At 71.1% G+C, this 21,313-nt stretch carries 19 protein-coding genes; 14 read left to right on the top strand and 5 right to left on the bottom strand.

Annotated features, from left to right (window positions below; translation table 11 throughout):
• Positions 1 to 12 precede the first annotated feature (12 nt).
• The 4 genes from HNR10_RS01885 (at position 13) to HNR10_RS01900 (ending at position 3,553) form a co-directional block, all read left to right on the top strand.
• Entirely contained in the window at positions 13 to 675 is a 663-nt protein-coding gene (locus HNR10_RS01885) for an AIM24 family protein (protein ID WP_179820356.1), read from the top strand.
• A 105-nt stretch (positions 676 to 780) separates the two neighbouring features.
• A complete protein-coding gene (locus HNR10_RS01890; protein ID WP_179820357.1) occupies positions 781 to 1,725 on the top strand; it encodes a universal stress protein in 945 nt (314 codons plus the stop codon).
• 95 nt (positions 1,726 to 1,820) lie between these two features.
• A complete protein-coding gene (locus tag HNR10_RS01895) occupies positions 1,821 to 3,089 on the top strand; it encodes a hemolysin family protein (RefSeq protein WP_179820359.1) in 1,269 nt (422 codons plus the stop codon).
• A complete protein-coding gene (locus HNR10_RS01900; RefSeq protein WP_179820361.1) occupies positions 3,086 to 3,553 on the top strand; it encodes a hypothetical protein in 468 nt (155 codons plus the stop codon). Before HNR10_RS01895 ends, HNR10_RS01900 begins: the two co-directional genes overlap by 4 nt.
• 12 nt (positions 3,554 to 3,565) lie before the next feature.
• Here the strand turns inward: HNR10_RS01900 and HNR10_RS01905 are convergent, their stop codons facing one another.
• Positions 3,566 to 4,450, bottom strand: coding sequence for a bile acid:sodium symporter family protein (locus HNR10_RS01905; RefSeq protein WP_179820362.1), 885 nt, complete (start codon positions 4,448 to 4,450; stop codon positions 3,566 to 3,568).
• Positions 4,451 to 4,930: 480 nt separating this feature from the next.
• On the opposite strand from HNR10_RS01905, the gene HNR10_RS31910 reads away from it, so the two are divergent.
• From HNR10_RS31910 to HNR10_RS01935, 6 genes are all read left to right on the top strand, one after another.
• Complete coding sequence (locus HNR10_RS31910) at positions 4,931 to 6,205, top strand: DUF2716 domain-containing protein (RefSeq protein ID WP_312889055.1); 1,275 nt, start codon at positions 4,931 to 4,933, stop codon at positions 6,203 to 6,205.
• Between the two features lie 219 nt (positions 6,206 to 6,424).
• Complete coding sequence (locus HNR10_RS01915; RefSeq protein ID WP_179820365.1) at positions 6,425 to 6,886, top strand: hypothetical protein; 462 nt, start codon at positions 6,425 to 6,427, stop codon at positions 6,884 to 6,886.
• Between the two features lie 178 nt (positions 6,887 to 7,064).
• On the top strand, positions 7,065 to 7,661 hold the full coding sequence (locus tag HNR10_RS01920) for a phosphotransferase family protein (protein ID WP_179820367.1): 597 nt from the start codon (positions 7,065 to 7,067) through the stop codon (positions 7,659 to 7,661).
• Positions 7,662 to 7,966: 305 nt separating this feature from the next.
• Positions 7,967 to 9,946: an ATP-binding protein gene (locus HNR10_RS01925; protein WP_179820369.1), complete on the top strand. Its 1,980-nt coding sequence runs from the start codon at positions 7,967 to 7,969 to the stop codon at positions 9,944 to 9,946.
• Between the two features lie 12 nt (positions 9,947 to 9,958).
• Positions 9,959 to 11,617, top strand: coding sequence for an ABC transporter substrate-binding protein (locus tag HNR10_RS01930; RefSeq protein ID WP_179820370.1), 1,659 nt, complete (start codon positions 9,959 to 9,961; stop codon positions 11,615 to 11,617).
• A gap of 197 nt (positions 11,618 to 11,814) precedes the next feature.
• Positions 11,815 to 12,306: an SRPBCC family protein gene (locus HNR10_RS01935; RefSeq protein WP_179820372.1), complete on the top strand. Its 492-nt coding sequence runs from the start codon at positions 11,815 to 11,817 to the stop codon at positions 12,304 to 12,306.
• A gap of 259 nt (positions 12,307 to 12,565) precedes the next feature.
• Here the strand turns inward: HNR10_RS01935 and HNR10_RS01940 are convergent, their stop codons facing one another.
• Positions 12,566 to 13,435 carry a hypothetical protein gene (locus HNR10_RS01940; RefSeq protein ID WP_179820374.1) on the bottom strand — a complete coding sequence of 290 codons (870 nt, stop codon included), beginning with the start codon at positions 13,433 to 13,435 and terminating at the stop codon, positions 12,566 to 12,568.
• Between the two features lie 580 nt (positions 13,436 to 14,015).
• Between HNR10_RS01940 and HNR10_RS01945 the strand changes: the two genes are divergently transcribed.
• Positions 14,016 to 15,296, top strand: a complete 1,281-nt coding sequence (locus HNR10_RS01945) for a DUF3500 domain-containing protein (RefSeq protein ID WP_179820376.1) — start codon at positions 14,016 to 14,018, stop codon at positions 15,294 to 15,296.
• Between the two features lie 202 nt (positions 15,297 to 15,498).
• On the opposite strand, the gene HNR10_RS01950 is transcribed toward HNR10_RS01945, so the two are convergent.
• Positions 15,499 to 15,900: a RidA family protein gene (locus tag HNR10_RS01950; RefSeq protein ID WP_179820377.1), complete on the bottom strand. Its 402-nt coding sequence runs from the start codon at positions 15,898 to 15,900 to the stop codon at positions 15,499 to 15,501.
• A gap of 82 nt (positions 15,901 to 15,982) precedes the next feature.
• On the opposite strand from HNR10_RS01950, the gene HNR10_RS01955 reads away from it, so the two are divergent.
• The gene (locus tag HNR10_RS01955; protein WP_179820379.1) at positions 15,983 to 16,951 is read left to right on the top strand and encodes a helix-turn-helix transcriptional regulator; all 969 of its coding nucleotides are present in this window, start codon (positions 15,983 to 15,985) and stop codon (positions 16,949 to 16,951) included.
• 270 nt (positions 16,952 to 17,221) lie between these two features.
• Here HNR10_RS01955 and HNR10_RS01960 read toward each other — a convergent pair whose 3' ends face one another.
• Positions 17,222 to 17,983 carry a helix-turn-helix domain-containing protein gene (locus HNR10_RS01960; protein WP_179820380.1) on the bottom strand — a complete coding sequence of 254 codons (762 nt, stop codon included), beginning with the start codon at positions 17,981 to 17,983 and terminating at the stop codon, positions 17,222 to 17,224.
• Between the two features lie 215 nt (positions 17,984 to 18,198).
• Between HNR10_RS01960 and HNR10_RS01965 the strand changes: the two genes are divergently transcribed.
• Both HNR10_RS01965 and HNR10_RS01970 read left to right on the top strand, forming a co-directional pair.
• Positions 18,199 to 18,855 carry a hypothetical protein gene (locus HNR10_RS01965; RefSeq protein WP_179820382.1) on the top strand — a complete coding sequence of 219 codons (657 nt, stop codon included), beginning with the start codon at positions 18,199 to 18,201 and terminating at the stop codon, positions 18,853 to 18,855.
• A gap of 41 nt (positions 18,856 to 18,896) precedes the next feature.
• The gene (locus HNR10_RS01970; RefSeq protein WP_179820384.1) at positions 18,897 to 19,514 is read left to right on the top strand and encodes a stage II sporulation protein M; all 618 of its coding nucleotides are present in this window, start codon (positions 18,897 to 18,899) and stop codon (positions 19,512 to 19,514) included.
• Between the two features lie 416 nt (positions 19,515 to 19,930).
• Here HNR10_RS01970 and HNR10_RS01975 read toward each other — a convergent pair whose 3' ends face one another.
• Positions 19,931 to 21,088: a hypothetical protein gene (locus tag HNR10_RS01975; protein ID WP_179820385.1), complete on the bottom strand. Its 1,158-nt coding sequence runs from the start codon at positions 21,086 to 21,088 to the stop codon at positions 19,931 to 19,933.
• Positions 21,089 to 21,313: the final 225 nt, after the last annotated feature.

Genomic DNA, 21,313 nt, shown 5'->3' on the forward strand with positions numbered 1-21,313 from the left:
CAGGATCGGTCCATGCGCAGCGAACTCTTCCAGCAGGCCCGCGAAAACAGCCAACCGGGCATGACCCTCCAGAACGCCAAGATGCTCCGCGTGGGCCTCAACGGCGAGGTCCTGGCCCGGCAGGGGTCGATGGTCGCCTACCAGGGCGAGATCGACTTCTCCTACGAGGGCTCGGGCGGCATCGGCAGGTTCCTCAAGAAGTCCTTCAGCGGCGAGGGGCTGCCGCTGATGCGCGTGACCGGCCGCGGCGACGTGTTCCTGGCGAAGGACGCCTGGGACATCCACCTGATCGACCTGGAGGACGACGCCCTCACCGTCAACGGCGCCAACGTGCTCGCCTTCGAACCCGGTCTGAACTGGGACATCCGGCGCGTCGAAGGCGCCGGGATCATGTCGGGAGGCCTGTTCAACACGGTCTTCAGCGGGCGCGGACGCGTGGCGGTCGCCTGCCACGGCGCGCCCGTGCTGATCAACGTCGACCAGCCGACCTTCGTCGACACCGACGCCGCGGTCGCCTGGTCCAGCTCGCTGCGCGCGGGCGTGCGCCGCACCATGAAGGCCGGGGCGCTCGTCGGCCGCGGCAGCGGCGAGGCGGTCCAGTTGTCCTTCGAGGGACAGGGCTTCGTCCTCGTGCAGGCCTCCGAGGGAGCCCCCGCCCCCGCCCCGCAGGGCTGACCCCCACAGAGCCGACGGCCCGCCCCGCCCCCCCGTGTTTCAGCCCAGCCGCTGTACGGAACACCAGGGATAAGGCACACGCCACGCTGTCCCAGGGAGCCAGGCATGGGCGAGGACGCGCCCGACCGACCGAAGGTGCTCGTGGGGGTCGACGGGTCGTCCACCGCACGGGCGGCGCTGGACTGGGCCGCGGCACGGGCCGACCGGCGCGGCCTGCCCCTGGTCGTGGTCTACGCGCTGTCCGCGCCGCTGGCGCGCACCGCGAACACCGAGGTACTGCGTCTTCCCCCTTCCGACATGGCCGTCACCCACGGCGAGCACGTTCTCGCCGAAGCGGCCGGACACCTGCGCGCCCACTGGCCGACCGGACAGGTCGAGACGGCCCTGGCCCTGGAGAAGCCCGCGGTGGCGCTGACGCTGAGAGCCGGGCCGGCGGACCTGATCGTCGTCGGCTCCCGCGGTCTGGGGGCCCTGGGCTCGGCCTTCCTCGGATCGACGAGTGTCCGGCTGGCCGCTCGGGCCCCCTGCCCCGTGGTCGTGGTCCACGGCACGCGCGACACGAGCACCCGCACCCGGCCGCAGCGGATCGTGGTGGGTGTGGACGGCTCCGAGTGCTCCCGGCGGGCACTGGCGTTCGCCCTGGAACAGGCGACCGGAGCCGTGGACGCCTCCCTGGTGGTGGTGAACAGTATCGAGTCCCCGACTCCCTTCGCCGCCCAGTCCCTGGCCGTCATGAGCGGGCAGTCTCCCGACCGGTGGCCGGAACACCTGGCGAGGGAACTGATCGCGGACATGATCGAGCAGGCCGGAGCGGACATCACCGACAACGTCGACGTCAGCGTGGTGTGCACACGGCAGCCCCCGGCCGACGCGCTGCTGACCGAGGGCGCCGAAGCGGACCTGGTGGTCCTCGGCTCCCGTGGCCGGGGCGGACTTCGCGGCCTCTTCCTCGGTTCGGTGAGCCAGAGCGTGCTCCATCGGGCCCGCGTCCCCGTCGCCGTCGTTCCGCACCGCGGCGTCCACGAGGCGGACACCGACGACCAGGCCTGAGAACCGGGGACAGGCCGGCCTATGGGAGGCTCTGGTGTCACGGCCCGCGCAGGGCTCGCCCGCGACCACTCCAGTATCGAAAGTCGGCAACAGTCATGGAAAGCTACGGGGTTCAGCTCGGCCTCGTCTTCGTCCTCGTTCTCGTCAACGCCCTCTTCGCGGGCAGCGAGATCGCCCTGATCACCCTCAGGGAAGGGCAGATCAAACAACTGGCCGCGCGCGGCCCGGGAGGCCGGGCGGTGGCCCGCCTGGCGCAGGACCCCAACCGGTTCCTGGCCACCATCCAGATCGGGATCACCCTCGCCGGGTTCCTGGCCTCGGCCACCGCCGCCGTGTCCCTGGCCCGACCACTCGTCGAACCCCTGGGCTTCCTCGGCTCCGCCGCCGGCCCCGTGTCCATCGTCCTGGTCACCGTGCTCCTGACCTTCGTCACGCTCGTCTTCGGTGAGCTGGCGCCCAAGCGCGTCGCCATGCAGCGCGCCGAGACCTGGGCGGTGATGGTCGCCCGGCCGCTGGACCTGCTCGCGGTGCTCTCCCGTCCCGTGGTGTGGCTGCTGAGCATCTCCACCAACCTGGTGGTGCGCCTGACGGGCGGCGACCCCTCCGCGGCCAAGGAGGAGGTCAGCGAGGAGGAACTGCGCGACATGCTCGCCACCCAGCGGGGCATGACCCGTGAGCAGCGCACCATCATCTCGGGAGCCTTCGAGATCGACGACCGGCGCCTGCGCCAGGTGGTCGTCCCCCGCGGTGAGGTGTTCAGCATCCCCTCCCGCACCCCCGCGGACCAGGCGGCGCAGATGCTGGCCGAGCACGGGCACTCGCGGGCCCCGGTCGTGGACGAGGACGACCTCGACGACGTTCTCGGTGTCGTCCACTGGTCCGACCTCGTCCGCGGTGAGGGGAGCACCCGGGAGCTCGCCCGCGAACCGCTGCTCCTGCCCGACTCGCTGGTCGTGTCGCTGGCGCTGCGCCGCATGATCGCCGAACACCAGCAGCTCGGCGTGGTCGTCAACGAGATGGGCGGTGTCGACGGGATCGTGAGCCTGGAGGACCTGCTGGAGGAGATCGTCGGGGAGATCTACGACGAGACCGACTCCGACATCCGCACCGTGGCCCGCAACGACGACGGGTCGCTCACGCTGCCCGGGACCTACCCCGTGCACGACCTGCCCGACGTCGACGTCCACCTCGACGAGGTTCCGGAGGGCGACTACGTGACCGTCGCCGGTCTGGTCATCGCCGTCCTGGGCCACATCCCCCAGGGGCCGGGGGAAGAGGTGGAACTGGACTCCTGGCGGGCCAGGGTCGACGAGGCCAACGGACGCACCGTCACCAAGGTGACCCTGTATCCCCCGGCCCCGTGACAGCAACGCCCGTGCGGAGGTTCGCCCCGTGGACCGCGCTCGCACTCGTCGTCCTGCTCATCGTCGTCGTCCTCGGTGCCGGGTTCCTGGTCGTACCGGCCGACCGGTCCTTCGAGTACGGCGGCGAGGTCAGGGTGCAACTCCTGAGCATCGACCACGAGACCGTCGGCGGGGACGAGAGGGTCACGTGGAAGGTGAGCGTCGTCAACGGCACGGGCGGGCCGCTGGACCTGAACCTCTCCTCGACGTGCCGCCACGCCGTGCCACCCCTGGAGTCCGGCCCCTCCGCCCTGGCCGAGCAGGGCGGAGCGACCCTCTCTCTGCCGGAGCACCAGGGCGGGGGCGTCGCGGACTCGTGTCCGTCACCGGAGTCGGGCCGGTGGTGGGCCTACTCGCTCACGCTGGAGGACGGCTCGGGCGACATCGCTCCCCGCACCGTCACCTTCATGGGCAGAGCCCACTGACCCGGCAGGTGGTCAGCCGGCCGCGGCGGCCCTGTTGTTCGCGGCCCGTCCCGCTCGGGCGAGCAGGAGGGCGGCGACCGAGGCGGGCAAGTACATGAGCACTCCGTAGACCGCCGCGGGCAGCGCCAGCGCCTCGTCGCCGAGCACGGAGACGGCCACGGCGATCGCCAGTGTCGCGTTGTGGATGCCGATCTCCATGGCGGAGGCGGTGGCGTCGTCGCGTGTCACACCGAACAGGCGGGGCACGAGGTAGCCGACGCCCAGACTCAGCACCGACAGGAGCAGGGCGGCCGGGCCGAGCGTGGTGATGTTGTCCCGCAGGACGCCGAACTGCGAGACGACGGCGGCCAGGATGACCAGGGCGAGCACCGCCGTGGAACCGATCTTCACCGTCCGGCCCATGCCCTGGGCCCAGTCCGGGAACCGGCCGCGGACCGCCATGCCGACGGCGACCGGGACGAGCACGATCGCGAACACCTGCAGCACCTTGCCGAACTGCAGCCCGATGGAGGCGTCGTCGCCCAGGAAATGCGTGATGGACAGGCTGACCACGACCGGGAGTGTGAAGACGGACAGCACCGAGTTCACCGCCGTGAGCGTGACGTTGAGCGCCACGTTGCCGCCGGCCAGGTAGCTGAAGAGGTTGGCCGAGGAACCGCCGGGCGAGGCGACCAGCAGCATGAGGCCGACCGCCAGCACACCGCTCAGCCCGAAGACCTGGACGAGTCCCAGGCAGATCAGCGGCAGGACGACGATCTGGCAGGCCAGCGAGATGAGGGCGGCCTTCGGGTACCGGACCACCCGGCCGAAGTCGCCCACGGTCAGCGACAGGCCGAGGCCGAACATGACCAGGCCCAGGGCCAGGGGCAGGCCCAGGGTGAACAGGGGGGAACTCATGTGTACTCCTTGGTGGTCCTGGATCGTGCGGCCGATCCGCGCGGTACTGCGCGGCGAACCGGGCCCGATACCAGGGAGATCGGAGCTTCGGCCGATCGGTGGGGGGAAGGCGTGGGACACGTCGGCGAGGTCGTCGCCCCGCGGCCCACTCCCCCATGGTCGGGTGCCCGACAGGGCGCGACAATGTCCCCGTTGCCCCAAACGGGGCCGCCGGTGTTGTGCACCTGCCCAAGGAGCGGCGGGCGCTCGCGCCCGTGCCGGGGCCTGCCCGGGGCGCGCTCAGCGGGCACGGGGCGGGCACCGGGCGCGGGGGCCCAGCCGGTAGGGTCACCGACGCGGGCGGGGCGGTGCGGCACCGTGCCGCGGTGGCCGTGGATCCGTTCGGCGGTGACGGCGGTACCGGCGGCCGAACAGTCCTCGTCCAACGCCTCCGACAACACCCGGACAACGACACGGCACCGAACGGGAGCACACACGACCGTGGACACCCACGAGCTACGTGCCGTCTACGACGCCCACGCCCGCGCCCACGTCCCCGAACAGCCGCCGCTCGGAGTGGTCGTCGAACGCGACGGACCACTGGTGAGCGTCCACTACGGCACCCACGCGGTGGTCGATCACGCCGACACCACCGGAGCCGACGTGACAGGTCTGGTCCGGCGCTGCCAGGAGGAGGCCCGCAGGCGCACCGAACCGGTGGAGTGGCGCGTCCACTCACACGACGGCCCGGCACTCGCCGAGGCCCTGCTCGCGGCGGGGTTCGCCCCCGGGTGGGAGCGCTCGGTCCTGGTCGCACCGCGGGACGCCCTCCCCGACGCGGCTCCGCCGCCGGACCACGTGCTCCTGCCAGGGACCCACCACTACGAGGACCAGGCCCTGCTCCTGTCCGAGACGAGCGGACCGCACCGGCGCGCGCTCTCCGAGCAGAAGAGGGACGGGATCCGCCTCGACAACGTCGACCTGAAGCTGGTCCGGGACGGGCAGGTCAGGGCGGTGGCCTGGTTCCAACTCATGGCGGGAACCCCGTTCGTCGCGGTGGAGGGCATGACCACCTTTGATCCCGCCCTGCTCAGCGCCGCGGCGGAGCGGACCCGGCCGACCATGCCCCGCGCCTGGGGGTGGTGGAACTCCAAAATCCGCTTCGTCGTCGCCGAGGCCGACGGCGACCTGCGACGGTCCTACCTCGACGCGGGGTTCCACGAGGTGGCGACCGTCCGCTCCCACCACTGGTCCCCACCGGGGGTCCCGGCCACCGAACGGCCGGTACGGCCGCTGTTCCTCGATCCCGAGCACGACGACCTCTGGGACCGCTTCTACGAGAAGTTCTCCTTCGCACCCAGCGTCAAGGTCCACCCGGGCATCCGCGAACCCGTGGATTCGGCCACCTGGTTCCTGGACGGGCCCCGACCCGCACTGGAACAGGCCGTCGTCCCCGAACTGCTCCGCCTCGCGCGCGTCGGCGAACCCCTCTACTGGCTGGACTGGAACCACGTCGGCTGCCGGTTCGACCCGCGCCGTGTCGGCGGCCCCGGACGGCCCGATGTGCCCGGCCAGGTCTTCCCCGACGGCGACTACTACATCTACACGACCCCCGACCTGCGGCTGGGAACGTTCGGGCACCCCTGGGAGAACACGTTGTGCGTGTTCGGCCGCGACCTGCTCGACCGTGTCGAGGACGGCATCACCGCACTCCTGGGAGAGCCCACGCGCAGGGGAGGCCGGAGTGGGCCCCCAGTCCGTCGGTCAACTCCCTGATCCTCACGATGCCCGATCACGTCGGAGGCGGCCAGTAGCACCGGGTAAAGGCTCGGGTCCCGGGGTGCCCGGGGTCCTGACATACGAGCCGACGACGAAATCCCCCGGCTCGATGTCGCGCACCTCGGGGCCGAGGGGGCCGCGACCGCTGCGGGGTTTGCCGGCCCCCGCCCGGGATAGGGGGATCCCATCCGAGCAGCTCACGTACGGGGGAAGGCCATGACCCACTACCTGCTTCGAGGGGCGCTGGCCGGGGCCGCGGGGACCACGGCGCTCAACACGGTCACCTACCTCGACATGGCGCTGCGGGCCAGACCCGCCAGCACGACTCCGGAGACGACCGTCCAGAAGGTGGCGGATCTGACCGGGGCGCGGCTCGGGAGCGACGTGGACGAGGAGGCCAACCGCCGTTCGGGCATCGGGCCCCTGCTCGGCATCGCCACGGGAGTGGCGACGGGAGCGCTCTACGGCGCCGCGCGCTCGCGCTGGCCCGGGCTGCCGGTCCCAGTGCTCGCCCTCGGAGCCGGTGCCGCTGCCAACCTCGGCAGTACCGCCCCGATGGTCGGGCTCGGTGTCACCGACCCCCGCGAGTGGTCGGCCACGTCGTGGGTCTCCGACCTCGTGCCCCACCTGGCCTTCGGAGTGGCCACCGCGCTCGCCTACGAGTCGTTCGACGAGTGAGCGGAGGCCCGTGGCGGCCCCCTGCCCCACCGGCCCGCGACGACCGCAGCGAACCGAGGACGACCACACCGGACCGAGAGGGCATGATCACCCGATTCCACACCCACCACATCGACATCCGCGGCGACGTCGTGGTCAAGCGCTACAACGACTGGAGCCGGGGTGAGCCGCACCGGGAATGGACGGCGCTGAAGCTCCTGGACGTCCACGCTCCCGGTCTGGCACCGCGCCCGGTCCGTGCCGACCTGGACGCCGACCCACCAGCCATCACGATGAGCCGCCTGCCCGGGCGCGTCCTGCGCGGAGAGCACACCACCGAGACCCAGGCACCGACCTCGGCGACGACGCCCTGGTCCGGGAGGCCTACCAGGTGGGCGCCGCCTGGATGTCCACCGCCGCCCCCGACCGCCTCCTGCGCGACCCCCACCCGCCCGTCGTGGGCCTGGCCGACGGCAACCACGCCAACCTCCTCTGGGACGAGCAGGGCGGATGCGTGCGGCTCATCGACTGGGAGGACTCCGGACGCAACGACCGCGCCTTCGAACTGGGCGAGCTCACCGAGCACATCTCCCACGTCGACGGCACGCTCGACCCTGGCGCGCTTCTGGCCCGCCTCGACCTCACCCCGGCAGAGGCGGTGCGGGTGCACGGATTCCGCCGCCTGGTCGCACTGTGCTGGCTCCTACAGCTCGGACCCGCCGGCGCCGCCACACCGCACAACCCTCCCGGCACAGCGCGGCGCGTCGCCGAGCGGCTACTCACCCTGTTCGCCTGACTCACGGGGACAGGGTGAAATCCCCAGGCGTCGCACGTGTCAATACGGATTGCGCCATGACCGGGAACGTTCCCTCCGGGACACCCCATGCCATTGGTCGATGATCCCCCATGGGGTTTTCCGTCCAGGGGATTCCGTTCATCCGGGCAGCGGTAGAGGGAATCCACCGCGCCGACCAGGGAGTTCGATGTCTTGGACGGAAAAGAATGCGTGGACGCCGTACTCGCGTCGACAATATGCGGCCAGCGAATGTCACAACCGTGGAGTACGCTCGGTCCACGACCGCTCCAGGAGATCTCCCCCAGATGAAACTTCGCCCCATGGCCACCCAGGTCGACGTCTCCGGTTCGACCATTCTCCGTGACCGCCCCCTGGACGAAATCCTCGATTTCTGCCGGGACGGCTCCGAACAGCCGGGAAACCTCATCGTCCACGGCCCCTCCGGGAGCGGCAAGACCACGCTGCTCACCCAGTCCCACGAGATCATGCGGCTGATCACCCCGACGGCGTTCGTCAACTGCAACGACTACCGCCCGGAGACCGTGCCGGATCTCTTCCGCGATATTCGGGACCAGTTGAGCGCCAGGATTCCAGGCCTGCCGCGTTGCCACTTTCCGCGGCTGGACCTGGTGCTCACCGCGTTGCGGGACGATCTCACCCCCGTCAGCGACTACACCAGGTTCTGGCCCGAACTGGTCAAACACTGGAGGCGGCAGGCGCGTTCCGACCGCGGAGTCCGGCGCGAGCGCCGCGGCGGAACCGCCACGTCCGTCAGTCTCGTGGTGGAGGTGAACCTGCTCTTCCTCAAGTTCCAGATCGGCGCCGTCCGTCCGGTCGGGCCCGCGCTCGCTCTGCCGCGCAGGAAGATCGACACCGCCGTGGAGCAGTGGTTCAAGGCCCGGTCCTGGGGCTCGCTCATCAACCCCTATCCGGAACACGTCGGGACCGAGGAGGCGGAGCGGGACCGCGAGACCGAGTGGCGGATCCAGACCAGTCACAACGAGTGGCTCGTCCACGCCTTCCTCGCCGACCTGCGCGACCAGGCCGGCGACGCCGACCAGTACCGGCGCGTGGTCCTCCTGGACGACGTCGACGCTCTGAAGCAGCCCGCGAGCCGGGGCGGCGGGCTGCTCGCGCTGTTCCGGTCCGTCCAGTCCTCGCCCGCCCACCAGGGTGTGGGCCGGACCCCGCTGCTGCTGGTGAGCAGCACTCCCGAGAAGCCGCACATGACCAGGACGAAGGCGATCCCGGCCCCGGACTTCAGCCCCGCCGAGGTACGCGAACTGGCGGACCGCACACCGCGCCGCATCGACGACTACTTCCCCGAACTCATCTACGGACTCACCGGGGGGTACGTGGCCGCCACCAGCTATCTCCTCCAGGACCCGGCGATCGACGGGCTGCGCGCCTACAACGGGCTCCAGCACCTGCTCCGGCAGAAGCGCGGCGGCGCCGAGGACGCCCCGACGCTGAAGGAGCACCTCGGCGACACCCTCATCAAGGCCCTGCTGAAGCACTCCGAACTCGACCTCGCGAGCCGGACGCTCGAAGCGCTGACGATCTGCTCGCTCGCCAAGGACCTCCAGGACGTCGACTACCTCATCCGGACCTACGGCCTCGGCGAGGACCTCACCGGGCTCGACGACCACCGCTGGCTGGCGTGGAACGAGAACTCCGGCGCGGCACGCTCGGCCCGGACACTGATGATGCGGTTGCTCCTGCGCCGCTGGCAGAAGGAACCGACCTGGGTGCGCTGCGACCGCGACGAGGCGTTCCGCCGACTCGCGAAGCGGTCCGACGAGGGCGCGAGCGGTCACACCCCGAACTGGTACTACTACACGCTCGGGGCGGGCGACCTCATGGCGGTGTGCCGGGAACTCGACGCACTGCTCGACCTGCCGGGTCGCGAGTCCGGGGTGCTCGAACTCATCCGCCATACCACCTCGGTACCGCAGCCGCCGATCGACGACCCCGGCGCGGACGGTTTCACTCCGCTGCAGCGCTACGGCTTCCTCGTCCGGAACCGGGGGCCTCGTCGGTCGAACGGAGCCCCACTGGGCCACCGGTTGTCGCGGATCCTGCGCATCGTCGCCGGCAAGTGGGTCATCGAGGACCCGTTCGAGAGCATGTACACCAGGGACGTGCACCTGCGCGTCAGGACGGCCTTCCACGAACTGGGAGCCGTCTGCGAGGACTCCCGCCCGTTCCAGTCCGAGGCCGAGTACCACGAGAACATCTCGCTGGAGCGCCCGGTGAACCCGCTCGACGCCGAAATGGACTTTTGAGAAGGAGCATGCATGGAACAGGGCCGATCCTCCATCGGCGACCTCGAGTTCCCGCTCACCCGATCCGAACTCGTGCGCAGGATCGGTTCACCGCTCCAACGGCGGCGGTTCCGGCGAGCCCGGGCGGCCGCGGTCCTGTCGACGGCCGTGGCGGTCGTCACCGCCCTGGTCGGGGGCTTGTTCGGCTGGCCGCACCTGGTCTGCGGGACGGGTCTGCAGCAGATCCGGGGCGAATGCGTCGGCGTCAGCGACGGTTCCTCGTCCTTCGACCCGGGGCTCGCGTGGATCTCCGACCGGATCCACACCATGAACACCGAGGTGGAGGAGCTCGCCGCTTCCCGGGACGACGTCCAGGCCTTCCGGATCGTGATGATGGCGTCGTTCTCGCTCGGCGGGGACGCGGACCTGAGCGAGGAACAGATCGTCCGCGCCGTCGAGGGGACCTATGTCGCGCTCATGCGACAGAACGGGTTCGCGGAGACCGGTTCCGGCGTCGAGGCGGTCGCCGAGGAGAGTCGGATCTTCCAGCTCTACCTGGCCAACGAAGGCAGCGTGCAGCAGGGCTCCGACACGATCGTCCACACGCTCGCGTCGATGGTCGACGACGACATCCCCCTGTCCGTGGTCATCGGTCAGTCCTCGACCACCACCGCGACCGAGGACGTCGCCCGGGAACTGTCCGAACTCAGGATTCCCATGGTCGCCGGTTCCTCGACCTCCACCACGATCAACAACGTGCGCTCGCCCGGGCTCATCCGATCGGCTCCCAACAACGAGGACTTCGCGGCGGCGCTGCGCGACCACCTCGACCGTCGAGCCGAGTCGGACCGGGAACCGGTGAGGGGCCTGCTGCTCTCCGACGAGAACGAGGACGACACCTTCTCGCTGGATCTGGCCGAACAGTTCCGCCGATATCTCGACCCCTATCTCGTGCAGAACTCGCTGACGTTCCGCGGCAGCGCCGGCTCGGGGAACACGACCGTCTACTTCGATCACATAGCCAACGAGATCTGCGCGGATCCGGGGACCAACGCGGTGTTCTTCGCCGGACGGTACTCCGATCTGGCGACCTTCCTCCGATCGTTGGAACTGCGCGGTTGCAGGGCCGCGTCCGACGACCCGATCACGGTGTACTCCATCGAGCTCGGGCTGCTCCCGGACATGATCAGGTCCTATTCCGGTACGGAGTGCGAGCCCGCCGACGACGACTCGGGCCCGGAGCACTACCGCCTCGTCCAGGCGAGTGCCTTCGATCCCTCGTGGCTGGAGGAGGAGGCCTGGCGCCCGGCGGGATTCCACGACTACGAAGTGGCCATCACCGGTACGGTGCACGCCGAGACGGCGAGCACGTCCGCTCCGGAGGACTTCTACAGCGGCTACAGCCTGATCTACTACGACGCGGCCACGATCGCGGCCCGCGCGACGCTGCTGGGCTACGAGGCCAGTGACGAGAGCACACTGGCCGCGAGCGTCCGCAACCACCTGTTCCGGGTCACCCGCGAACCCACCGGCAGCGGACGTCTGGACTATCTGGAGGAGTTGGAGGGCCGGGTGGCGGGCCGACTCGTCCCGATTCTGAGTTCCGACTGCTCAGTGGACGCGCTGGGCGCGGACACGTTCCGGACACCCGACGTCCCCTACGACGAGCTGTATCCGGACATGGCCGACTGATCGACCGCTGCCTGAGCGGCGGCACCACCGCTCAGGCAGCGGAGCGCTCGTCGTCCGGGAGGACGGCGTCCACCGCCCGTGGGGACAGGCCACGGCCACGCGGGCCAGAGAGAATCGTTCACACGCCGTGACCGAATAACCTGAGGCGAGGACGCACGCGTGCATGCATGCCACGCGGAAACCCGGAGCACTCCGCCATGAAGTACATCGTCTCGATCGAGATCGCCGTGCCGCGCGAGAAGGTGGTGGAGCTGCTCGCCGACCCGGCGCACATGCCGAAATGGCTGCGGGGTCTGGTCCTGCACGAGCCGCTGAGCGGGGTGCACGGCCACGTCGGGACCACATCGCGGGTCGTGTTCCAGTCGGGGAAGCAGAGGATGGAGGGCACCGAGACCATCACGCGCCGGGAACCGGCGGACCTGCGCGAGATCCCGAAAGGACAGGCCGTTCACTTCGAGCGCGAGATCGTCGCCGAGGGCATGTGGAGCGCGGTGCGCGACCGGCTGACCGAGGCCGGTCCGCGGACGACACTCTGGGTGAGCGAGAACGAATACCGGTTCAGCGGTGTGATGATGCGGTTGGTGGCGTTCCTGATGCCCGGTGCCGTCCGCAAGCAGTCTCTACAGCACATGCAGGACTTCAAAGCCTTCGCGGAGCAGGGAAAGGACGTCCGCGAAGCGGAGGGCTGATCCACGACCGGTGTTCGTCCCCGCCAAGCCGCTGTCGTCCGAGCCGTCACCGCCCTCGAACTCGCCGATGGGTGGAGAAGCGGCTCCGTACGACGAGGCGGTCGCCTCACCCGTGAGTGACGGGGGCGCTCTTTCCTCCGCGCTGCCCGAACGTCACCGTGTACCGCTCGGAAGCCGCGGCCGAGGACGACACTGCGCGGCGGGACGCCGGGAAAGCGTGGTCACTGTCCTCCAGCACGTCGACCAACCGCAAGCCGGTTCAGACCCTGGGCGACACCGGCAGGGCACCGAACGCGCCCGCGTCCAACAGCAGTTCGCCAACCTCTCCCGAGGGGGCGGCGAAGGCCAGTTCGCCGAAGGTCCTGGGAGTGTTGTCCCTCAAGCGCGGCCACGCGACCGACCAGAGCGGCTCCGACTCCCCCTCGGTCTCGCCCACCCGTCGTTCGGGCACGACGTCACCGGTGGCCGGATCCGTCAGCACGAACCCCTCGGGGAAGAGGTCGGGCCGGCGCTCCGGTGACGGCACGTCCTCGCCCTCCACCTCCAGCCGGTACGTGAAGGTGAGGACGCCGTCCTCCACCACGTAGCTGCCGACGGACATGCGCCAGGTCCGACCGCCCTCCTCGGAGCGCACCCAGCCCACCTCGTCGGTCTCGGCCGCGGCCGGGACCGGATCCACCGGGTCGGGCGTGTTCGGGGCGAAGGCCTCCGTGTACCCGGGCACTTCGTCCCCCGGGGCGGGGGCGGTGAAGTGGAGCGGAACCGTCTCCGGCGCCTCCTCGTCCTCGGTGCCGGGCTCCAGCGGCGCGGAGAACAGGACGATCTCGTAGCGTGTGCGCGGCTCCCACACCTGGTCGTCCCCCGTGACCGTGCCCAGGGCGGGCTGGTTCTCGTACAGGCGCCCGGTCGCAGGATCCCAGACTCTGAACCCGTCACCCGGGCCGGCGCCGCCCAGGAAGTAGGCGGGATCGAAGGCCGCCGCCTGCGCATCGGAGTTGGAGAAGTGCAGAACGGTGCGCGTGTAGCCGTCCACGGCCGCCACCTCGACGACTTCCAGGCGGGCCTGCACGGTGTCGCCGTCCGGGCCCAACGTGCCGTAGGCGACATCGAGCCCGGCGTCGGGGTTCACGCACGAACAGTCCGCGTTCTCTCGAAGCAGCTGGATCGTTATCGCCCCACCGAGCACCAGTGCCGCCACCACGGCGCCCCCCGCCGCCACCCACGGGCGCCGCTTGCGCACCCCTCGGACCGTCTCCGCCACCGCGCGTCCCTTCCGTGTTCCGTCTCCCGTGTCCGATGCCTGGTTCGGGCCACGGGTTCCGGACGTCCGGTGCGCTGGGAGACGTGTGGAAGCGCCGACCCATGCCGGGGCACGATCCATCCCCGCGTGCGCGGGGAGCAGCTGCCGGTCAAGCTGGGCCTGGACGGCAAGCGGTGCCCAGGTGCACGCGTCGATCACGGCTGCCCTGCCGCACCGCGCCAGGGCATCACGTCCGTGATCCGAGAGGGAGTCCCGGTCGTTGGGGGTGCCCACGGTGACTCCCAGACCGCGCAGCCGCCCCGCGCCGACCGATGCGCCCTCCCGAGAATCCCCATGCTCCCGGTCGGTGCCCGTCCGGGCCTCCCCCACGGGACCGGCGACACCATTCCCACTCCGCTCTCACCCTGTACACGGGAAACACCAAGACTCCCTCCCTACCTTCGTTCTCATGACGAACAGCACTGACCAGGACAGCGTGAGCGTCCGACACCGACCGTCACGCACAAGACCCGTGTGGATCGCGACGGCCCTGCTGCTGGTGGCCCTCATGTTCACCGGATGCGCCACCGCGGGCACCACCGCGTCGGGGGCGTCCGCCTCCGCCTCGTCGACGTCGGAGGCCGCGGACGCGGGGACGGAGACGGCGGCCTCCGCCACGACCAGCGAGGAGACGATCACCGCCACCGCCGCCGCGGCCGAGGAGTTCATGGCCGCGCTGTCGGACGAGCAGCGTGAACAGCTGCTCCACGCCTACGACGACGAGTCCAAGACCACGTCGTGGTCGAACTTCCCCGTCACCTTCGTCGAGCGGGCCGGACTGAACCTCGACGACCTGGACGACGAGCAGCGGGCCGCGGCGATGAAGGTCCTCGAAGCGCTGTTGAGCGAGGAGGGCTACGAGACCGCCACCGGGATCATGGGCGGCGACGAGTTCCTCCTCGAGAACAGCTCCAGCACCGAGGACTCGCTGGGCCAGTACTACATCGCCTTCTTCGGTGACCCGTCCGACTCCGGCGCGTGGCAGGTCCAGTTCGGCGGCCACCACCTCGGCCTGAACGCCACACTGGACGGCGGCGACGACTCGATCACGTTCGCGCCCACGCACCTGGGCCTCCAGCCCGCCGTCTACACCGACGAGGAGGGCAACGAGGTCGAACCGCTCTCGGGCATGTACGAGTCGGCCTTCGCCTTCTACGACAGCCTGACCGACGAGCAGCAGGCCGAGCTGTACCAGGGGTCGGAGGTCGCGAACCTCACCTGCGCGCCCGGCGGCACCTGCGACTACCCGACGGGGACGGGGCTGGCCGGAGCGGACCTGACCGACGAGCAGAAGCAGCTGCTGCTCGACGTGATCGCGAACTGGGTGGGCCTGGCGGACGAGGAGACCACGGCCGAGGCCCTGGCCGAGATCGAGGCGACGCTCGACGAGACCTACGTGAACTGGTCGGGGGCGACCGAGTACGACATGTCGCAGGGCGACGGCATCTACTTCCAGATCTCCGGGCCGAACGCCTACGTCGAGTTCTCCAACCAGCAGGGTTCGGCGGGCGCCGACGTGGACGGGTACACCACGTCGGGGTGGGGGCACATCCACACCATCTACCGCGACCCGACCAACGACTACGCCGGCAGCGTCACGCAGCAGGAGGCGTCCGGCATCGGCGGCGGTCCCGGCGCGGGCGGGGCTCCCTCCGACGCCACGGGAGGCAACCCGCCCGGGGAGGGCTGACCCCGCGGTCGGGCCGCATCCCTGAGGAACGTGCCCGTCGACCGGAACGCACCGCGGTGCGCGACGGCCGGCGGGCACGTCACCGTCGCCCCGCGCCAGTGCCCCTGGATCAATCCGTCCACAGCCAGGACCCCTCCTGCGGAGCCACCCGACCGCCCCGCGCCAGGTGGACGGCCCCGACACGGGCGGCGGCGGATCCGGGTCAGGGCCTGGCGGCCAGCGCCTCGACCTCGAACAGCACGTCGGGCGCGGCCAGGCACGCGACGCCGACGAGGGTCTGCACCGGCGGGTTCGTGCCCCAGACCTCCCGTACGGCCCCGGCGATCGGCCCGAGCTTGCTGACGTCGTGGTCGACCACGTACGTCCTGAGCTGGACCACGTGGTTGAGGTCGAGCCCGTGGGCGGCCAGGGCGACGCCGATGTTGTGGAACGTCCGCTTCACCTGCTCGGCGAAGTCGGCCGAGACGACGGCGCCATCCGGACCGGATCCGTACTGCCCTGCGACGAACACCAGGTCCGTGCCCGCGGGGACCGTGGCGGTGTGGCTGTAGCCGAACGGAACCGGGTCGTGCAGACCGTCCGGGTTGAGCGTGGCGTGTGCCATGGGATCTCCTCTCGATGGTGACGGCACGAGCCTCGCAACAAAACACGACATCCTGTGTCATGTATCGCGCTAGGGTTCTCGTATGCGCGCCGATCGGTTGGTCTCACTGGTGCTGCTGCTGCGCAGGCACGGCCGGATGTCCGCGACCGCGCTGGCCCGCGAGCTGGAGGTGTCCACGCGCACCGTGCTGCGCGATATCGACGCCCTGTCCGCGGCGGGCGTCCCGGTCTACGCCGAACGCGGCCGGCACGGCGGGTTCGCGCTCCTACCCGGCTTCCGGACCGAGCTCACCGGGCTGAACCACGACGAGGCGCTCGCCCTGCTGGTCGCCGGTTCGCGACGCGGGGCGCAGGCGTTCGGCCTCGGCTCGGCACTCGCCTCGGCGATGCGCAAGGTGGTCGACGCGCTGCCCGAGGGCGATCGGACCACCGCGGCCGAGGCGGCCCAGCGCCTGCTCATCGACCCCGAGACCGACCTCCTCTCGCGCCGGCAGATCGAGGACGAGGTGCCCGACACCGTCGTGGCCGAGATCCGGCGTGCGGTGTTCGCCGGGCACCGGCTGCGCGTCCACTACGCGGCCGTGGGCCAGGACCCGACGTGGCGCACGGTGGACCCGATCGGCCTGGTGACCGTCCGCGGCCAGGGCTATCTGCTCGCCACGAGGTCCGGCGCGGACCGCACCTACCGGCTGTCCCGGGTCCTGGCCGCCGAGGAGCTCGACGAGCCCGCGCAGCGGCCGGAACGGGTGGACCTGGACCGGGCCTGGCAGGAGCGCGGCACGCGGTTCCGGAGCGGCGGCGACCAGGTCACCGTGCGGTTGCTGGTGGACCCCGCGCGTCGGGAGGAGCTGGTGGACACCGCGCTGGCCGTCGGCGCCGAGGAACCCGCCACGGACGGCCGGCTGCGGCTGGAGGCGACGTTCCAGGACGCGAGGCACGCCGAATGGGCGCTGTGGCGGCTCGCCACGGACGCGGAGGCCCTGGCCCCGCGGTGGCTGCGCACCTCCCTGCGCGACCGCGCCGCCGCGGTCACCGCGCACTACGCGGGGTGATCCCGTACGTCGAGGCCCGTTCACGTCGCCGGGCAGGGTGCCGGGTCAGTGGATCACGTGGATGTCGGGCGGGGCGTGGTCCGAGCCGCCGGTCAGCTCGATGAGGGCTTGGCGAGCGAGCTGTCGGGCCTGGTCCCACCCCGGGTCGTGGAACAGGGCCTGTTCCGTCCATCGGTCGCGGATGCCGCCGGGTGGAGGGTGCGTCGTCGTCCATCCACTGATGGTGGCGTACGCGCCGAGGCCGCCACGGAGTTCATCTCCGCCGCTCCGTCATCCCTCCGGGTCCGAGTCGGTGCGCTCGGCCGTGTCCGTGTCCGGGGTCTCCTCGGCCAGGAGGTCGGTCAGCCGCTTGAGGACGCGCAGCTGTGCCGGGTTGTAGAGCTGCACCATCGCCTCGGCCATCGTCTGCGCGGCGTGCTTGGGGCCGCGCGGCGCGTCCGCCGCGAGGTCGGCCGTCCGCGGCCTCCTCTCCCGGGTCCTGACGACCACGGGCCACATACGCGCGGCGAGGCGTTCGATCGTGTCCTCGTCCGCGTCGGGGGACAGGGCCTCGAACTCCTCCTCCGTGTCGTCGCCCTCGCTGATCAGCTCACGGAACTCCTCCATGGACTCCTCGCTGAGAACGCTGGAGTAGACCATCAACAGGGACCGCTGCCGGTCGGAGAGGTCGTGGGAGACCGGGGCGAAGGCCGGTGGAACGTAGGCCGGCGCGCGATGGCGCAGGATGACGGCCAGTTCGGCCCGCACACGGTTGAGCCGGTCGACCGTCGCCGCCAGCTCCGCGTCCAGCACCCGGATCGCCTCGTCGGGTTCCTCGTCCGCCCGCCCCATCGCCGCCACCTCCGACAGCGGCACCCCCAGGTCGCTCAGGCGCTTGATCTGCAGCAGGCGGACCAGGTGGGGGACCTCGTACTGCTTGTATCCGTTGGCCGCCCGCTCCGGCACGTCCAACACCCCGATCTGGTGGTAGTACCGGACGGCCTTGACCGTCGTCCCGGCGAGTTCGGCGACCTGCTGAGTACTCCATGCCACGCGATGCGTCCTTTCACCCCTTGACCGCACGTGGCCCCGCCCACGCACGGGTCCAGTCCACACCCTGCCCCAGGGGCAGGGTCAAGTGATGGCACCGGGCCGATCAGGCGCTTGACTCTGCCCCGAGGGCAGCCCTTGGAATGGCGGTCAGCGCCGACCACGGACCTGTTCCGGCTCGGCGCCGACCACCGTCGCCACCGGACACGGAGCCCTCAGTGATCAAGGATCGCAAGCAGCGCGCGGCCGCGCGGCGGATCAGGAGCGGGAACGGCCGCCCGCTGAAGCCCTTCCGCCCGTGGCAGCCGCTCTCCCGCGCCCTGTTCCGCCTCACCCTGGCGCACGACGACGGGCGCCGGACGGTCTACGCCGTCGACGTCCCCTACTGGCAGCAGATCCTGACCGAGGACGGCAAGGGCAGGGCCCACCTCTACCTCGACGGCCGGCACCACAGCCGGTCCGCCCTCCCGGCCGTCTTCCCCGTTCCGGGAGGGACGATCGAGGTGGACGCCACGGTTTTCGGGCTCAAGCGCTGCCACTACGTCACCGACGAGGGCGGCGAGCACCGGCTCGTCCCGGACGAGCGCTCGGCCGAGGGCCGCCGCGCCCGGCTCGACCGCGACCACCCGGTGGTGAGCCGCGCGATCGGCGTGCTGTCACTGCTCCTGCTCATCGTTCCGATCCTCCTCGTCGTCCCGCAGGTCGTCGAGGCGGTCTCGCACGTGCCCCCGCTGGCGGCGCGCTTCGGCACCTTCACCTCGCCCGTCGACCTGCCGCTGTGGCTCAACACGGCGCTCGGATTCTGTGCCTCGACGGCCAGCGTCGAGCGCGCGACGCGCCTGCGCTGGAACGCGCTGCTCGACGGGAGCAGTTGACCGGCCACCGCACCACCCGTCCCGACCTCGGAGAGAGAAACATGCGCCACCTTCGCCGACCGTTCCGGATCATCCGCGCGCACCTGCGCGCCTACCTCGTGATGAACGCGCTCATCTACGCCCTGTTCCTCACCGGTATGGGAGCGGCACTGCTCTTCCCCGACCTGAACGCCGCCCACCTCGCCGCCCAGCAGGAGGACGGGACCGCGGACCTGGTGGTGTCGCTGCTCAGCAACGTCTGGCTGTTCAGCCTGACCATCCTCGCGGTCAACGTGCTGACGGTCGGCGTGCTGACGATCCTGCTGCCCTCGATGATCGTGCCCTTCCTCGGCATCGCCTTCTTCCTGTACCGCGCGTTCGGCTTCGGTGTGGCCCTCGCGCCGCTCGACGAGACCACGGCGCTGACATTGATCCCGCACTCCCTGACGATCCTCATCGAGTTCCAGGCCTACGCCCTGGTCATGCTCGCCGCCTACGTCCTCGGGCGGGCGTGGCTGCGGCCCGGCACGGTCGGCGCGCCCAACCGGCGGCAGGGATACCTCCGCGGGCTGCGGCAGGTCGCCTGGCTGAGCCTGCCCGCGCTGGTGCTGTTCGTCGTCGGTGCGGTCTATGAGGCCTTCGAGATCATCTACCTCGTCCCCCCGCTGCTGGCCGGGTGATCTCGGCGCGGCGAGCGGCCCGGCCGCCCCCGCGAGCGCGCGTTCGCGATGTCGGCCGGGGTCGCGGCCCCGGGGTGCCCAGTCGTCCAACTGAGCGAGGATGCCGGTGAGTTCGCGCACGCGCTGGTGGCGGCCGCCAGGGCCGAGCGGACGCCCTCCGAGTCCGAGGCCGCGGCGCGGGCCCGGGAACTCAACGACCGGCGCAAGCGGATCGGTCCCACGCGACCGGCCCACCCGTTCTGGCTAGGAGACCGGATCACCGCTGTGGACACCCGGGTCTGGGAGGCCCACCGTCTCGATCTCGCCTCGGCGTGGCCACGGCTGTGGCTCACGCTCCCCGAAGACGTGTGCGCCGAGATCGGTACGGCCCGCCAGCGGCTCGCCGCCGCGACCAGGCTCGTGGCGTGGGCCCTCGCCTATCTCGCGGTCGGCGTCGTGTGTCGGCGGTCCCTCTCGGTCGCCGGCGGGGCGGCCGTCGCGGGGAAGGCGCGGCGGACCTCCGCGCAGAGGTGGGCCCCGTCGGTGCCGTGGGCGGCCACCGCCGCGTGGAGGGCGTTCAGCGCCGCTTCGAGGGGGTCGTCGGCGGCGGCGTCCACGAGAGCGGCGAAGGCGACGGACTGGGGCTGGCCGGGGGTGCCGTCGTGGGACCGTGGCACGCGCGCGTCGGCGAACACGGCCTCCCGCAGGCGTCGCGGTGCGTCCAGCGGCGGGGAGAGCGGCTCCCCCCGGTCGAGTTCGGCCAGGGCGCGGGCCACCCAGTCGATACCGTCGAGCCCCGCCGCCGCGCAGGCGCGGTGCGCCGCCCAGCGGGCCAGCGCACGCTGCACTTCGGGTCCCGCGGCGTCGATCGCGTGCACGAGCGGGGCGTCGAGGGCCACGAGGCCGCCCTTCGGCCGGCCCTGGAACGTCCGGAATGTCGTCCGGACGGCGCGCAGCCGGTCGCTGGGCAGGTACCCGCCCCACGCCTCCCTCTCCCGTTGCCGCTCGGCGTACTCCTGCCGCTCGCGGGCCCGGCGCTCGGCTTCGGCCCGTTCCTCGGGGGTGGGGGGCGGAGGCTGCCTGCGCGCGAACGCGTGCCAGTAGGCGGCGGCCTCGCTGGTCTCCTTGACCACACGGTCCGCCGCCACGGGACCCGGCCACAAGCGCACCAGGTACTCGTCCACCACGGGGTCGCCCGTTGCGCGGGTGGCATCGTGCGCCTCGTCCATGCCACGGCAGTGGTACCGGACCCGGTACGGAGTGTGTGAGAGGGACAGCGGATGGCTGTCACCGTCCCACTCCACCAGCGCGTTCTCGGCCGACACGGGCCGGAACGACACCTCGACGACGTCCTCCCACGCCTCGGCGTCCAGGGGCGGCTCCGCCCCGTGCAGCTCGACGGTGATCGGGACGTATCCGGTGTGCGTTCCGGTCAGCAGGAAGAGGTGGCCCGGCACCGCAGCGCCGCACAGTCCGGCCCGCTGCCCGGCGAAGGAGGCCTCCAGCAAGGGGCCCTCGGAGGCGCGGCCGTCGTCGCCGCAGACGTAGATCTGCCCGTAGTCCACGTGCGCTTCGCCGCTGAAGAGTGTCCGCATGCGTCCAGCGTGCCGGGCGGCTGTGACAATACGGCGCCCACCGGGCCGTGCCGGGCCTCTGGTGTCGTGACGGGGCGGGGGTCGGCCGGGGCCGCCGGACGGGGGGTTTCCGGGCGCCTCCTCCCACTTTCACTTTATAGCAGATTCCCGCCCCTCATGAGGAATCGGAAAGTGCTGCATACTGCTGCTTCGCAATGCGACGGGGCCGACTTTGGAGGAATGGGA

This window comes from Nocardiopsis aegyptia (genome assembly GCF_013410755.1).
Lineage (GTDB): Bacteria > Actinomycetota > Actinomycetes > Streptosporangiales > Streptosporangiaceae > Nocardiopsis > Nocardiopsis aegyptia.